Source organism: Reyranella sp. (genome assembly GCF_052439685.1).
In the GTDB taxonomy this organism is placed as follows: Bacteria; Pseudomonadota; Alphaproteobacteria; order Reyranellales; family Reyranellaceae; genus Reyranella.
In genome coordinates, this window is sequence record NZ_JBQVQG010000005.1 from 59,622 (window position 1) to 74,273 (window position 14,652).

Annotated in this window: 14 protein-coding genes; 3 read left to right on the top strand and 11 right to left on the bottom strand. The window is 67.3% G+C overall.

What is annotated here, in order from left to right:
• Positions 1-13: 13 nt before the first annotated feature.
• The 4 genes from ACT6UX_RS08780 to ACT6UX_RS08795 form a co-directional block, all read right to left on the bottom strand.
• Positions 14-1,360: an LLM class flavin-dependent oxidoreductase gene (locus ACT6UX_RS08780; RefSeq protein WP_444774768.1), complete on the bottom strand. Its 1,347-nt coding sequence runs from the start codon at positions 1,358-1,360 to the stop codon at positions 14-16.
• A gap of 83 nt (positions 1,361-1,443) precedes the next feature.
• On the bottom strand, positions 1,444-1,626 hold the full coding sequence (locus ACT6UX_RS08785) for a hypothetical protein (RefSeq protein WP_444774769.1): 183 nt from the start codon (positions 1,624-1,626) through the stop codon (positions 1,444-1,446).
• A gap of 12 nt (positions 1,627-1,638) precedes the next feature.
• Entirely contained in the window at positions 1,639-3,033 is a 1,395-nt protein-coding gene (locus tag ACT6UX_RS08790; protein ID WP_444774770.1) for an amidase, read from the bottom strand.
• The gene (locus tag ACT6UX_RS08795; protein WP_444774771.1) at positions 3,030-3,212 is read right to left on the bottom strand and encodes a hypothetical protein; all 183 of its coding nucleotides are present in this window, start codon (positions 3,210-3,212) and stop codon (positions 3,030-3,032) included. Before ACT6UX_RS08795 ends, ACT6UX_RS08790 begins: the two co-directional genes overlap by 4 nt.
• A 97-nt stretch (positions 3,213-3,309) precedes the next feature.
• Here ACT6UX_RS08795 and ACT6UX_RS08800 point away from each other — a divergent pair, with 97 nt between their 5' ends.
• The gene (locus ACT6UX_RS08800) at positions 3,310-5,466 is read left to right on the top strand and encodes a cation:proton antiporter domain-containing protein (RefSeq protein ID WP_444774772.1); all 2,157 of its coding nucleotides are present in this window, start codon (positions 3,310-3,312) and stop codon (positions 5,464-5,466) included.
• A 6-nt stretch (positions 5,467-5,472) separates the two neighbouring features.
• Here the strand turns inward: ACT6UX_RS08800 and ACT6UX_RS08805 are convergent, their stop codons facing one another.
• From ACT6UX_RS08805 to phbB, 6 genes are all read right to left on the bottom strand, one after another.
• Positions 5,473-6,687 carry a patatin-like phospholipase family protein gene (locus ACT6UX_RS08805; protein WP_444774773.1) on the bottom strand — a complete coding sequence of 405 codons (1,215 nt, stop codon included), beginning with the start codon at positions 6,685-6,687 and terminating at the stop codon, positions 5,473-5,475.
• A gap of 25 nt (positions 6,688-6,712) precedes the next feature.
• Positions 6,713-7,891, bottom strand: a complete 1,179-nt coding sequence (locus ACT6UX_RS08810) for a class I SAM-dependent rRNA methyltransferase (RefSeq protein ID WP_444774774.1) — start codon at positions 7,889-7,891, stop codon at positions 6,713-6,715.
• A gap of 8 nt (positions 7,892-7,899) precedes the next feature.
• Positions 7,900-9,555: a gamma-glutamyltransferase gene (ggt, locus tag ACT6UX_RS08815; protein WP_444774775.1), complete on the bottom strand. Its 1,656-nt coding sequence runs from the start codon at positions 9,553-9,555 to the stop codon at positions 7,900-7,902.
• Positions 9,552-10,355 carry a methyltransferase domain-containing protein gene (locus ACT6UX_RS08820; protein ID WP_444774776.1) on the bottom strand — a complete coding sequence of 268 codons (804 nt, stop codon included), beginning with the start codon at positions 10,353-10,355 and terminating at the stop codon, positions 9,552-9,554. The genes ggt and ACT6UX_RS08820 overlap by 4 nt, the downstream gene beginning before the upstream one ends.
• Before the next feature lies 1 nt (position 10,356).
• Positions 10,357-10,755 carry a carboxymuconolactone decarboxylase family protein gene (locus ACT6UX_RS08825; RefSeq protein WP_444774777.1) on the bottom strand — a complete coding sequence of 133 codons (399 nt, stop codon included), beginning with the start codon at positions 10,753-10,755 and terminating at the stop codon, positions 10,357-10,359.
• 86 nt (positions 10,756-10,841) lie between these two features.
• On the bottom strand, positions 10,842-11,567 hold the full coding sequence (gene phbB / locus ACT6UX_RS08830) for an acetoacetyl-CoA reductase (protein WP_444774778.1): 726 nt from the start codon (positions 11,565-11,567) through the stop codon (positions 10,842-10,844).
• A 144-nt stretch (positions 11,568-11,711) separates the two neighbouring features.
• Between phbB and ACT6UX_RS08835 the strand changes: the two genes are divergently transcribed.
• Both ACT6UX_RS08835 and ACT6UX_RS08840 read left to right on the top strand, forming a co-directional pair.
• A complete protein-coding gene (locus tag ACT6UX_RS08835) occupies positions 11,712-12,923 on the top strand; it encodes an MFS transporter (RefSeq protein ID WP_444774779.1) in 1,212 nt (403 codons plus the stop codon).
• A 50-nt stretch (positions 12,924-12,973) separates the two neighbouring features.
• On the top strand, positions 12,974-13,411 hold the full coding sequence (locus ACT6UX_RS08840) for a hypothetical protein (protein ID WP_444774780.1): 438 nt from the start codon (positions 12,974-12,976) through the stop codon (positions 13,409-13,411).
• 60 nt (positions 13,412-13,471) lie between these two features.
• Here the strand turns inward: ACT6UX_RS08840 and ACT6UX_RS08845 are convergent, their stop codons facing one another.
• A complete protein-coding gene (locus ACT6UX_RS08845) occupies positions 13,472-14,650 on the bottom strand; it encodes an acetyl-CoA C-acetyltransferase (RefSeq protein ID WP_444774781.1) in 1,179 nt (392 codons plus the stop codon).
• Positions 14,651-14,652: the final 2 nt, after the last annotated feature.

Consider the following 14,652-nt stretch of genomic DNA (forward strand, 5'->3'; position numbering starts at 1 on the left):
CTTCAACCGGGAGCTATTCCGCCGCCTTGCGATGGACCGGGAAGAACCGGTTGTCGGGCCGCGGCAGGCCGAGGTTTTCACGGAGCGTCGTGCCCTCATACTCTGTGCGGAAGAGGCCGCGGCGCTGCAGCTCGGGCACGACCTTGTCGACGAAATCGTCGAGCCCGCCCGGTAGGTAGGGGAACATGACGTTGAAGCCGTCGCAGGCCTCCGTCACCAGCCACTCCTCCATCTGGTCGGCGATCATCGCGGGCGTGCCCAGCATGCCGAGCCCGCCATAGCCGCCGAGACGGCCGGCGATCTGGCGCACGGTCAGGTTCTCGCGCTTGCCGAGTTCGATCACCCGGTCGCGGCCGCTCTTGCTGGCTTCGGTCTCGGGAATGTCGTCGGGCAACGGCTTGTCGGGATCGAACTGGCGGGCATCGACGCCCAGCGCCATCGAGACGGCGGCGATCGAGCTGTCGTAGTTCACCAGACTGTCGAGACGCGCGCGCTTCTCCTTCGCCTCGTCGAGCGAATCGCCGACCACCACGAAGGCACCCGGCAGGATCTTGATGTGATCGGGATTGCGGCCGACCTTCTTCGCGCGTCCCTTCACATCGGCGTAGAAGGCACGCGCGCCGTCGATCGGGCCGCCGGCGGCGAACACCATCTCCGCCGTCTCGGCGGCAAGCTGGCGGCCGGCATCCGAGGCGCCGGCCTGCACGATGACGGGCCAGCCCTGCACCGGCCGGGCGATGTTCAACGGCCCGCGCACCTTCAGGTACTTGCCCTTGTGATCGAGCACATGGAGCTTCGCCGGATCGAAGTAGAGGCCGTTCTCGACGTCGCGCACGAAGGCATCGTCGGCCCACGAATCCCAAAGGCCGGTGACCACGTCGAAGAACTCGCGGGCGCGGGCGTAGCGCTCGGCATGGGGCATCTGGTCGTCGAGGCCGAAGTTCAGGGCGGCATCGGGATTGGACGTCGTCACCAGGTTCCAGCCGGCACGGCCCTCGCTGATATGATCGAGCGAGGCGAAGCGGCGGGCGATCGTATAGGCCGGCTCGAAGGTGCTCGAGGCGGTGGCGATCAGGCCGAGATGCTTCGTGGCCATCGCAAGCGCCGGCAGAAGCGTCAGAGGATCGAACGAGGTCACCGTTGCGCTGCGCTTCAGCGCGTCCATCGGCATGTTCAGCACGGCCAGGTGATCGGCCATGAAGAAGGCGTCGAACTTGCCGCGCTCCAGCGTCTGGGCGTAGTTCACCAGCGCCTTGAGATTGAAGTTGGCGTCCGGCGTGCCGCCGGGATAGCGCCACGCGGCGGTGTGGATGCTGACGGGGCGCATGAAGGCGCCGAGGCGAAGCTTCTTCTGGGTCATGGGGCGGTATGTTGCGCCGGCCGGGCGGACCGGCAAGGCCCGCTCGGACGACAAGAACTAATTCGACTGAAAATTTCTGCCGGTCAGCCGCGCGGCAGCGGCATCTTCTCCCGGCGCGTGGCCTCGCGCCGACGCGTCTCGGCGATCCCCCGATGGATCGCCTCTTCCTCGGGCTTCGGCCGCCAGATGAGCTTTGTCAGCCACAGGATGGCCGGCAGCCCGAGCAGGAGGGTCAGGATGGCGCCGATGATCAGGATCGTCGTCATGCCCGTCCTTCGTCACACGATCGGAGGATGCTTCTTGTCCGTGCCGGCCACGCGTTCCCAGGCGCGCGCGACCTGGAAGACGGTCGCCTCGTCGAAGTAGCGGCCGACGAACTGCACGGAGACGGGCAGACCGCCGACCGAGAGGCCGGCCATCATGGCGAGCGCCGGGTGGCCGGTGACGTTGAACGGCGTGCGCGCCTGGCGCGGATAGGTGCGCTCGACCTCGGCCGTATCCTCGATGCGGCAGGCCGGGTCCATCGAGCTGGCGCAGAGCAGCACGTCGACCTCGCGGAAGGCGGCCTCGACCTCGGCGATCATCTGCAGGCGGCGGCGGCTCGCCAGCATGTAGTCGCCCGCGCTCATGAAGGCGCCGGCCATCAGGCGCTGACGGCCCAGCTTCCCGTAGTCGCCGGGTCGCTCGCTGAGCCACGGTCCATGGATCGACCAGGCCTCGCTTTGCAGGATCACGCGGTTCACGGCGCCGAACTCACCGAGCGACGGCAAGGTGATGGTGCGCACCTCGGCGCCCTCGACCTGCAAGCTGCGCGCGACATGTTCCAGGGCCGCCGTGACCTCGGGGTTCGCGGGCGTGTCGATCTCGTGGAAGTGACGCACGAAGCCCACGCGCAGACCGCGTATGCCGCGGTCGAGCGCGGCGCCGTAGTGGCCTTGCGCCGCGGCCGCGCTGCCGGGATCGCGCGGATCGTGGCCGGCGATCGCCTGCAGCATCAGCGCATTGTCGGCGACGGTGCGGGTCATCGGCCCGACATGGTCGAGCGTGAAGGAGAGCGGGAAGACGCCGCGGCGCGAGACCAGCCCATAGGTCGGCTTCAGGCCGACGATGCCGCAGCAGCTCGCCGGGTTGCGCACACTGCCGCCGGTGTCGGTGCCCAACGCCATCGGGAACAGGCCGGCCGCCACGCCGGAGCCGGAGCCCGACGAGGAGCCGCCGGGATGATGATCGGTGTTCCAGGGATTGCGCGCCGGCGGCCACGGCAGATCGAAGCTCGGACCGCCGATGGCGAATTCGTGCGTCGAAAGCTTGCCCAGCACGATGGCGCCGGCGCCGCGCAGTCTCTCGACGCAGACCGCGTCGGCGGTCGCCATATTGTCCTGCAGGACCTTCGAGTGACAGGTCGTCGGCAGGCCGGCGACATTGATGATGTCCTTGATGCCGACCGGTACGCCGTGCAGGGGCCCCCGCAGCCGACCGGACTGGGCCTCGGTCTCGGCAGCGAGGGCGGCCGCCATGGCGGCGTCACCGTCGATGCGGATGAAGGCGTTGAGCCTGGGATCGAGCCTCTCGATGCGGTCGAGCAGCGCCTTCGTGAGATCGACCGGCGAGAGTTCCTTCGCAGCGATGGCGCGCGCGGCCGCCTCCACCGTCATCCAGTGCAGCTCGCTCATAGCGTCGTCCCCGCCTTCATCGGCGGCCAGGGCTCGGCCACCGGATCGGCCGGGCGCTTGATCTTCTGCGCCACGTCGGCTGCCTGTTTTGCAGCCGCGATGACATCCTCCGGGAACTCCGCCAGAGCCCGGGCGAGGCCGCTGCGACGCGCGAGCACTTCAATCGCTTCCTTGTCCACGCGATTATCCTCCTTCAGCTTTGAGGGAGGTCAGCATGAGTCGTGCCGACCGTCCATCCTTGGCAGAGAGTTTGTGTAGTGTTGATCGGGGGACGGCTTGGCTGCAGACCATACGACGGCAATTTTCATAGCCCAGCTGATCCTGCTGCTGTTCTTCGGCCGCTTGATCGGCGAAGCGATGACGCGGATCGGCCAGCCGGCGATTTTTGGTCAACTGCTGGCCGGCGTCCTTCTCGGCCCTTCCGTATTCGGCCTGCTTCTGCCCGAACTTCGGGCAATTGTGTTTCCAACCACACCCGCCCTCAAGAGCATGATCGATGCAGTCTCGCAGATCGGCATCCTGCTGCTGCTGCTGCTCACGGGAATGGAAACCAACCTCGCGCTGGTGACCCACAAACGAAAGGCGGTCGTCTCCACCTCGTTGATGGGCATCGCCATCCCGTTCGCGTGCGGCGTGGCGCTCGCCTATCTGCTGCCGGCCGAGCTGATTCCGTCGCCCACCGGCCGCCTGGTCACTGCCTTGTTCCTCGGCACCGCCCTGTCGATCTCCTCGGTGAAGATCGTCGCGATGGTGCTGATGGAGGTGGGCGCCATCCGGCGCGATCTTGGCCAGTTGATCCTGGCGACGGCCATCCTCGACGACACGCTGGCCTGGATCATCATTGCCGTCATCTCGGGCATCGCCGCCCACGGCATGGTGAGCGTCGCCGATATCGGCTCCAGCCTGGCACTCACCGCAATCTTTCTGCTGGCCAGCCTGACCGTCGGGCGGCGCCTCGTGGCGCGCATCATCCTGTGGTGCAACGACAATCTGACCATCGAAATGCCGGTCATCAGCGCCATTCTGGTGATACTCCTCTCGATGGCGCTGATGACCGAGCTGATCGGTGTGCACACGGCACTGGGGGCATTCATCGCCGGCATGCTGATCGGGCAATCGCCGATCCTGACCGAGCACATCGAGGGGGAGCTCCGCGGTTTCATCATCGCCTTCTTCAGCCCCGTGTTCTTCGCCGTCGCGGGACTCGGCATGGATATCCGAACGCTGTTCGATCCGACGCTGGCTCTCTTCACCCTTGCCATCATCCTGGTGGCCAGCATCGGCAAGTTCCTCGGCGCGCTCGTCGGCGGCAAGCTGGGCGGGTTGACGGGACTGGAATCGCTCGCCCTGGCCACCGGCCTGAACGCCCGCGGATCGACCGAGGTGATCGTCGCCAGCATCGGCCTGTCGATGGGAGCTCTGAGCAGCCAGCTCTACACGATGATCGTCGCCATGGCGGTGGTCACCACCATGATCATGCCCCCCAGCCTGCGCTACATGATGGCGCGGGTGCCCTTGCGCGAGGAAGAATCCAGGCGCCTCGACAATGAAGATGCCGAGCAGCAGCAGATCATCCCGCGAATGGAGCGCGCCCTCGTCCTCGGTGATGACAGCGGCAATGGCCAGTGGACGACCTCTCTTGCCGGCCTCTTCACGGGGAGCCACCGACTGCTGACCACGGTGCTGCACCATCCGACGGCGGCAGGAAACCCGGGAAAAGCCCAGGCGAGAGACAGGCTCACCTCGGCCATGCGGGCAGCGCTCGAACGAGGCCCCCCTGCGGCTGCCCAGCAACCGGCACCCGCGACCAGACCGCAGGTAGACCAGTTGCTGCAGGCGCGGACGGCAACGACCGCGGACGGGCTCGAGAAGGAAGTCGCCAAGGGTTACAGCATTGCCTTCGTGGGCGTCGATCAGCCGGTTTCCCCGGAAGCGGCGCGGTTCGAGGAGAGGCTTCAAAGGCTGGTTGCCGCCTTCGATGGCCCGCTCGCGATCATGCTGAACGGCGACAGGGCGGACATCGCGACCGGCCCCCTCGACATTCTGGTGCCGACGGGTGGCGGCCCCGATGCCCGACTCGCGACCGAGATTGCCGTGGCTCTGGCCGCCGCCAGCCATGGCAAGCTCTCGGCGCTGCACGTCTTCGATCCCAGCGACGACACGCTGCTGCTGCGTGGCCGCGCGCGCCGGGCTGGCATGTCGGTACTGCTCGGTGTCCATCGACTCGGCAAGCGCGCAGGCGTCCCGGTCCGGGGACTCACCGCGACGAACCATCATCCCGAGACCGAGATACGCCGCGCCGCCAGCCGCGGGCGCTACGATCTGATCGTGATCGGAACGACCCTCCGCCACGGCGATGCAAAGTTCCTGAGTTCGGGGGCGCTTTCCCTCATCCGGGAACTGCAGAGTCCAGTGCTGCTGGTGGCGCGCTGACCGGGATCAGCGCGTCGGCACGGCAGTCAGCGTTTCCAGGCCCGGCGGGTGCTTGTGCCAGGCACGGCCTTCGACGATCTGCCGCACGCCGTATTCGTAGAGCGCGTTCATGTAGGCCTGATCGAACTCGCCCTGCTTCGGCGCCTCGAAATCACGCCCGATATAGGCCAGGTTGTAATCGACCTTGTCGCGCTGCGAGACGAAGTAGGTCCTGATCACGTCGTTGACGCCGCTGGCCGCCAGCATCGTCGCAATCGCGCGGCCGGCGATGGTGATGGTGCGCCGCTCGGCCATCGCATAGTCCGGATCGAGCCGGGCGTTGCGGATGATGTAGGCGCGCCGCTCGCGCTTGACGCGGGAAACATCGATCGACGGCGGATAGAGGAAAAGCTGGGCGATGGCCCCGCCGTCGACATGCAGCTCCTGGTATTTCTTGCCGTCGAGTTCGACGTCGATCAGCACCGGCTGGAAGGCGCCGGGGATGGCGGCCGACGCGCGCAGGATCTTGCGGAAGAGATCGAGCGAACCCGGATGACCGCTGGCGGCGATGGCGCCGATGTTCCAGATGACCGGCCGCTGGGCATCGAGATCGGTCGTACCGATCATCAGCAGCCGCCCCTTGTTGTACTCGGCGGCGATCGCATCGAGCATCTTGTGGTCGGCATACCTCGCGATGATCTCGGCGAGCGGCCCCGTATCGGCCATGGCGTCGTCGAACAGGGCCGCCGTGAGACCGCGCCGGCGAAAGACCTTGTCCGGCGTCATGGTCGTATAGACCTCGCGCAACTGCCCATCGTAGTCGGAGCCCAGGAAGGCGAAGGGCGCGATCAGCGCGCCGGTGCTCACGCCGGTGACCATCTTGAAGGTCGGCCGCGTGCCGACGGCTGTCCATCCATTGATGATTCCGGCGCCGAAGGCACCATTGTCGCCGCCGCCCGAAACGGCGAGGAAATAAGCGGGCGGAACATCGGCCGGCGACCTGCCCTCGGCCCGCAGGGCGGCCGCCTCGCGCAGACCGGATTGCACGCCTTCGTCGACCATCAGCTTTGCATCGCCATCGGCGTAGAAGCGCGCATTGGGAATACCGAGCGGCATTGCCCGCGCAGTGTCGACGCGAGGCACCGCATCGCCGCGGTCCGGAATCGAACAGCCCGTTCCCAAGAGACCAACCATCGCAGCCGCCAGCAGAAGGCAGCGACGGCCTGTTGTGATTGTCGACATCCCCTCTCCCCCCCGACTCCCGTCGTCAGTCCAATTGTAGCACCATGGCCTTCAGATAGGCCGTTTCCGGCAGGTTCGGATGAACCGGATGATCGAGCGCCGCGCCGCTGCTCAGCAGGATGCGGCCGGTCCGCTGGGCATCGCGCAGGCCGCGGCGGACCTGCTCGGCAAACAACGGCAGATCGACCAGATGCGAGCAGGACGCCACGAAGAAGAAGCCGCCCTTGGCAACCAGCGGCGCCGCCAGACGCACCAGCTTGCGATAGCCCTGGGCGCCGATCTTGAGGTCCTTGCGGCTCTTCACGAAAGCCGGCGGATCGCAGATCACGACCTCGTAGCTGCGCGGCTTGTCCTTCTCCAGCGTCTCGAACACCTCGCCCTTCTGGAACGACACGATCTTGTCCACGCCGTTGAGGGCCGCCGCCTGCTGGGCCGCGTTGAGGGCGGGCTGCGAGCGATCGAGGCAGACGACGGACTTCGCACCGCGCGTCGCGGCCAGCACGCCGAAGCCGCCACTGTAGCAATAGGCGTCGAGGACGCGCGCATCCTTGGCCAGTCCCGCCATGAAGCGGCGATTGTCGCGCTGGTCGTAGAACCAGCCGGTCTTCTGCCCTTCCGAAAGATCGGCCACGAAGCGGGCGTCGTTTTCGATCAGCTCGATCGTCCCGGCCTCTCCCTTGGCGACCACGACCTCGCGCTTCAGTCCTTCGAGTTCACGCACGGGTGAATCGTTCTTGAGGATGATCGTCGTCGGCGCGAATTCCGCCTCCAGCGCCTCGAGCAGGGCCGGAGTCAGGGCCTCCATGCCGGCCGTATTGACCTGCACCACGAAGGCATCGCCGAACCGGTCGATGATCACGCCCGGGATGCCGTCGGCCTCGGCGTGGATCAGCCGGTAATAGGGTACGCCGACCAGCCGGTTACGCAGGGCTGCCGCACGCGTCAGCAGACGCCCGAAGAACAGCGCATCGGCCTGGGCTTCGGGGTTCGTGGTGAGGAGACGCGCGGCGATCAGCGAATGCGGATTGAATGTGCAGATGCCGAGCGCCTCGCCGCCGGGCGCCCGCAGGGTCGCCAGGCTGCCGACGGGAATCGCCTTGGCATCGGCGTCCATCAGGATCTCGTTCGAGAAGGCCCAGGGATGGCCGGAGCGGACGCGGCGATCCTCGCCGGCGCGCAGGATCACGGAGGGAAGTTTCTTCACGGCCAATTCTATTCTCCTCGGGCGACGCCATCGCGTCGTGGGTCGGCGCCGCCTTCCCACCCGTCGCCCGTGCGCCGGATGGCCGTCAGGCCGCCTTCATGCCGGCGGACTTGTACTTCATGGCCCAGCGCGCGCAAGGCGGCCGCCTGGTCGGCGATCGGCGTCCCCTCCTCCAGCTCGGTCGCACCGTTCAGGTTGGCGACCCGCGGCAGGTCGACGGCGGCCTGCGCCGACAGGTCCCAGTCGAGCATGCCGATCAGCGCCTGCAGCGTGTCGCCGATGATCCTGGCCCCGCCCGCCGAGCCCAGGGCGGCCACCAGCCGGCCGTCCCGGTCGAGGACGAAGGTCGGGGACATGGACGAGCGGGGCCGCTTGCCCGGCTGCACCCGGTTGGCGACTGGCTTCCCGGCAAGTTCGGGAAGGGGCGAGAAGTCCGTGAGTTCGTTGTTCAGGAGAAATCCACGCACCACGATGTGAGCGCCGAACGGCGCCTCGATGGTCGTGGTGAAGCTGACGGCATTGCCCCAACGATCGACGATGCTGACATGGCTGGTGCCGCGCTCGACATAGCCCGGGGGCACGCCGGGGCCCACCTCGCCCATGCTGCGATCCGGCGACATCAGCTTGCGCCGCTCCGCCAGGTAGGCGGGCGACAGAAGGCCGGCCACCGGCACGTCGACGAAGGCCGGGTCGGCGACGTAGCGATTGCGGTCGGCGAAGGCCAGCCGGCTCGCCTCGGCGATCAGATGGACGGCGCGAAGATCGTTGGGTGGATCGCGCTGGATGTCGAAAGGCTGGATCAGACCCAGGATCTGCAGGATCGCGATGCCACCCGAGGAGGGCGGCGGCATGCCGCAAACGGTCCAGATGCGATAGGGCCCGCACACCGCTTCGCGCTTGATCGGCTTGTAATCGGCAAGATCGGCCATCGAGAGCGTGCCCGGGCGGCGGTGATTGCGCACGCGCTCGACCATCTCCGCCGCGACCGGACCCTCGTACAGGACGCGCGCGCCCTGCGCGGCCAGCAGGCCCATCGTATCGGCAAGCGCCGGGTTGACGATGCGCTCGCCCGGCTTGCGCGGCGCTCCGTCGGCATCGAAGTAAGTCTCGCGAATCGCCGCCTCCTCGCGCAGAGCAGGAATCCTCTGCAGCCAGGCGGCCAGACGGGACGATACCGGAAAGCCGTCGCGTGCCGCGGCGATCCCAGGTCCGAACAGCTCACTCCAGGCGAGCTTGCCCTTCTCCTTGTGCGCGAGCTCGAGCATCGCCAGGAGGCCGGGAACACCGACGGAAGTGCCGGAGGCCACGGCTTCGCGGTACCCAAGGGGCTTGCCGTCAGGCGACAGGAACATGGTCGGACTGGCGCCAGCCGGCGCCGTCTCGCGCCCGTCATAGACGGTGATGGCATGGCTCGCGCCGTCGTAATGCAGCAGGAAGCCGCCGCCGCCGATCCCCGAGGCGTGCGGCTCGACGACGCCCAGCACCATCTGGACGGCGATCGCCGCATCGACGGCCGTGCCGCCGCGGCGCAGCATCTCCAGTCCCGCTTCGACCGCCAGCGGATGGGCCGCCGCCACCATCGACTGCGGCGCCGCCTGCACGGCCGGCACGCGCACGGCCGCGAGCAGCAGCAGCGCGACGCCCAGCACGCGCCGGAACATCATGCGCGCCGCGCCACGATGAAGAGGCGGCGGAAGGGAAACAGCGTGATGCCGTCGGGACGCGTCGGATAGGCCTTGCGCAGCAGCGCGGCATAGGCCTCGTAGAATTCGCTGCGTTCCGGCTCCTGCAGCAGCTCGAGATAGGGCCGCAGGCCGGTCGACGACGTGTACTGCGCGACCGGGTCCTTCCCGGTGAGCGGTTGCTGGTAGATCGTCTCCCACACTTCGAGGTCCGAACAGAGCGGCTTCAGCACGTCGTAGTAGCGCTCCGGCTCCTCGACGCGAACGATCGGACGCACCCTGGTGAGTTTCTCGCGCCACGGACCCGCCTGCGCCGCTTCGTTCATCGAGGCATGCGAAGGCGCCTCGTGATTGCGCGGCATCTGGATCGCGAGCTGGCCGCCCGGCGGCAGAAGCTTCAGCAGGCCCGGAAACATGTCGATGTGTCCGTCGAGCCATTGATAGGCGGCGTTGCTGTAGAGGATGCCGGGCGGCAGGGTCGGTTCGAAATGCGCGAGGTCGCCCTTGGCAAAGGTGACCCGCGTATCGACCGTCTGGCTGCGCGCCTTGGCGAGCATCTCTTCCGACGAATCGATGCCGATGACCGGCGCTCCAGGGAAGCGCTCGGCGAGGATGCGCGAGATGTTGCCCGCGCCGCAGCCGAGATCGTAGATCGCATGCCCCGGCCGCGCGCCGTTGGCCGGATCGAGTCGGCCCATCAGATCGAGCGCCGGCCGCGTGCGATGATCGGCGAACTTCAGGTAGAGATTGGCGTCCCACACCGTGGACTTGGCGTCGCTCACGTCACTTCTCCTCGAAAGCCTCGTCGATCGGCACGCGATAGCCGGTCGCGATCTTGTTGCCCTTCTGCGCCGCCAGCACGACTGCCATGAACTCGTCGAACATCTCCTCGGTCATGCCCTTCTGGCGCGCCATGTAGCCGTGCGAGTTGATGCAGTAGTCGCACTGGTTGGCGACCGAGACGGCGAGATAGATCAATTCCTTGGTGAGTCCGTCGAGCGCGCCCGGCGCCATCACCGACTTCATCTCGGTGGCGAAGCGCTCCATCGTGTCGGGATGGCGGGCCAGCGCCTTCCACACATTGTTGATGCCTGCCGGATCGATGCCGCGCGCCTTGGCGATGCCCTCGACGACGGCCTTGGCCCGCGGGTTCATGTCCTCGTATTCGGTCAGCTTGGCCATGCGTGATTGCTCCAGAAATGAAAAGGGCCGGCAGTGTGCCGGCCCATCTTGGCGTTTCTGCGCCGATTGTCAGTATGGAAGACTGGTCAGTACATATGCTGGCCGCCGTTGATCGACAGGGTCGAGCCGGTGATGAAACCGGCATCGTCGGCGATCAGGAACATCACGCCGCGGCCGATCTCCTCGGCCTTGCCCAGCCGCCCGACCGGGATCTTGGCCACGATCTTCTCCAGCACGTTGGCCGGCACAGCCGACACCATGTCGGTGTCGGTATAGCCCGGCGCGATGGCGTTGACGGTGATCCCCTTGGGCGCGCCTTCCTGGGCCAGCGCCTTGGTGAAGCCGTGGATGCCCGACTTGGCGGCGGCATAGTTCACCTGGCCGTACTGTCCGCCCTGGCCGTTGATCGAGCCGATGTTGACGATGCGGCCGAAGCCGCGCGCGTTCATGCCGTCCCAGACTGCCTTGCTCATGTTGAAGCAGGAGCCCAGGTTCGTGTCGATGACCGCTTCCCACATGTCGCGCGTCAGGCGGCGCATCGTCGAATCGCGGGTGATGCCCGCATTGTTCACCAGCACCTCGACAGGCCCGAGATCCTTCTCGATCTGCGCCACTGCCTCCTGGCAGGCGGCGAAATTGCCGACGTCGAACTTGTAGGCGTCGATACCATGCTCGGCCTTGAACTTGTTGGCGGCCTCGTCGTTGCCGGCATAGGTCGCGGCAACCTTGTAGCCCTTGTCCTTCAGCATCCGGGAGATGGCGGCACCGATGCCACGCGTTCCGCCCGTTACGACTGCTACCCGTCCGGCCATTTTTTCCTCCCTGATGATATCGCGCGTACAGTCTAGCCGGTTATCCCCCATCGCGGGCAAGAGTCAGATTGATGTCGCTCGACGTTCGAATTGACCGACGCCGCCGGATAGAGGCAATCGGCAGCATGGTCCTAGAACGGCGGCATGAAACCTTTCACCGCCCTGCTCGGCGCCGCCGCCGGAACCCACGCCGCCGACCAGATGGCGCTCGCCACCCTGCCCCTGACGGCGACCCTCGTCCTGGGTGCAGGGCCTGACCTGCTCGGCCTGCTCGTCGCCGCGCAGAGTGCAGCCTGGCTGCTGATCTCCCTGCCCGCCGGCACCTGGATCGACCGCCTGCCGCGCCGCCGCATGCTGATCGTGGCGCTGACGCTCGGTCTCGCCGCTTCGCTCGTCGCGGTTGCGGCGGCGGCCACGGGCTACGTCTTCCTTCTCGGCCTCGCCGCCATAGCCGGCGCGTCGGGCACCGTCGTCTATGTCCTGACCTCGGTCTCGCTGCTGCCGAGCCTCGTGGCACCCGGCGACCTGCCCCGCTCCAATGCGCGCCTCGAACTGGCGCGCGCCATCGTCAGTCTCGCCGCTCCCTTCGTCGCCGGCCTGCTCGCCCAGCATCTGTCGCCGACCTGGGGCTACGCGCTCGCAGCCCTGGGCGCCGCCCTGGCGCTGGTCTGCGTGCTCGCCTTGCCGGAAGGCGCCGCCCCGACGACGGCGGGTGCCGAGCGTCCCACCCTCGCCAGCGCCATCCGCCTCGGCACGGCCTTCGTGGTGCGCAACGAGCTGCTGCGCGGCATCAGCCTCTGCGCGGTTTTCTGGAACTTCGCCTTCTTCGCCCTGCTCGCGGTCTGGGCGCCGCTGGCGCTGGGACCGCTCGGCCTCGACCCGGCGCATATGGGCCTCGCGCAATCGACCTACGGCGCCGGGCTGATCCTGGGTGCGCTGGTGGCGCCCGCGACGGCCCGCCGCCTGCCGCCGTTCGTGACCCTGACCTTCGGGCCGGCCGTATCGATCGTAGCGGCCCTGATGTTCCTGGCCGCTCCGTCCGGTAACGGCCTCGTCCTCGCTGCCGGCGGCTATTTCCTGGTCGGCTTCGGTCCGATGCTGTGGCTGATCTGCCAGACGACGGTACGCCAGCTCGTGACGCCCTCAGCCCTGATGGGTCGGGTCAACGCCACGGTGCAGACCGCGATCTACGGCGTCCGTCCGCTGGGCGCCCTGGCCGGCGGGCTGGTGGCGGCCCACGCCGGGATGCACGCCGCCCTGCTGTTGATTGCCGTGGCTTTCGCGCTGTCGACCCTCGTCATCGTCCTGTCACCGCTGGCGCGCCTGCGCGTCCTGCCGGCACCAGCGACAGCCTGAGGCTTGACCCGCAGGCCGGTCCGTCGGACTTTGCCGCCGGAGGTCGTTGCATGATGAAGTTTCTAGGCGCCGCGTTGATGGCGCTTTCCCTGTCCGCTTGCCAGAACTCGCCTTCGCCCTGGTATCAGGCCTATGGCACGACGTCCTTCCCCGTCGCCAAGGACGGCATGGCGGCGCTCTACATAGTGCGCGACACCGCGCCGCCGGACGCGCCGAGCATTCCCATCTCGATGAGCCGCCATCCCGTCGGCGGGCTGACCGGTTCAACCTGGATGCGCCTCGACCTGCCGCCCAATCCCTACGATCTGCGCGCCTTCGGCAGCAGCGAGAGCACCGAGGTGATCATCACCGTCGTGCCCGGCGAGACGCGATTCCTGCTGGTGCAGCCCAAGGGAACCTACGATGCCGAACTCACCTGGCTGTCCCAGGAGGACGGGCGCCGCCTCGTCCGCGCGGGCACCCAGGTCGGCAGCTACTACAATCCCTGAACAGAAAACGCCCGAAGGAGCGATCCTTCGGGCGTTTGATCTCCAAGCGTCGACGGTAGATCAGTCGCGCTGGACGCACATCGCGATGCCCATGCCGCCGCCGATGCACAGCGTGGCAAGGCCCTTCTTGGCGTCGCGCTTCTGCATTTCATAGAGCAGCGTCGTCAGCACGCGCGCGCCCGAGGCGCCGATCGGATGGCCGAGCGCGATCGCGCCGCCGTTGACGTTGAGCTTCGCGGCATCGAGGCCGAGTTCCTTGCCGACGGCGACCGCCTGGGCCGCGAAGGCCTCGTTGGCCTCGACGAGGTCGAGATCCTTCACCGTCCAGCCGGCCTTCTTCAGCGCCGCCTGCGAAGCCGTGACCGGACCGATGCCCATGATCGACGGATCGACGCCCGTCGTCGCCCAGGACACGATCTTGGCGAGTGGGGTAATGCCGCGCTTCTTGGCCTCGTCGGCGCTCATCAGCACCAAAGCCGCGGCGCCGTCATTGATGCCCGAGGCGTTGCCGGCCGTGACCGAGCCGCCTTCCTTGGCGAATGCCGGCCGCAGCTTGGCCAACGTCTCGACCGTCGTGCCGTGACGCGGGAACTCGTCGGTGTCGACGACGACCTCGCCCTTGCGCGTCTTCACCGTCACCGGGACGATCTCGTCCTTGAAGCGACCGGACTTCTGCGCCGCCTCAGCCTTGTTCTGCGAGGAGGCCGCGAAGGCATCCTGCTCGGCGCGGGTGATCTGGTACTTCTGCGCGACGTTCTCGGCCGTGTTACCCATGTGATAGCCATGGAAGGCATCCCACAGCCCATCCTTCAGCATGGTGTCGAGCATCTTGAACTCGCCCATCTTCGTGCCGTCGCGCATATAGGCGGCGTGCGGCGCCTGGCTCATGCTCTCCTGGCCGCCGACCACCATGATGCTGGCGTCGCCGTTACGGATCGCCTGCCAGCCGAAGGCAACGGCGCGCAGGCCGGAGCCGCAGAGCTGGTTGATGCCGAGCGCGGTCTTCTCGACCGGGATGCCCGAATTGACGGCCGCCTGACGCGCCGGGTTCTGGCCCTGACCGCCGGTCAGGATCTGGCCCATGATGACTTCGTCGACTTCCTCGGGCTTCACCTTGGCACGCTCGAGCGCACCCTTGATGGCGACCTTGCCGAGATCGTGTGCCGCCACGGCACCGAATGCGCCGTTGAACGAGCCGATTGGCGTGCGAGCCGCACTCGCGATAACGATGTCCGTCATGA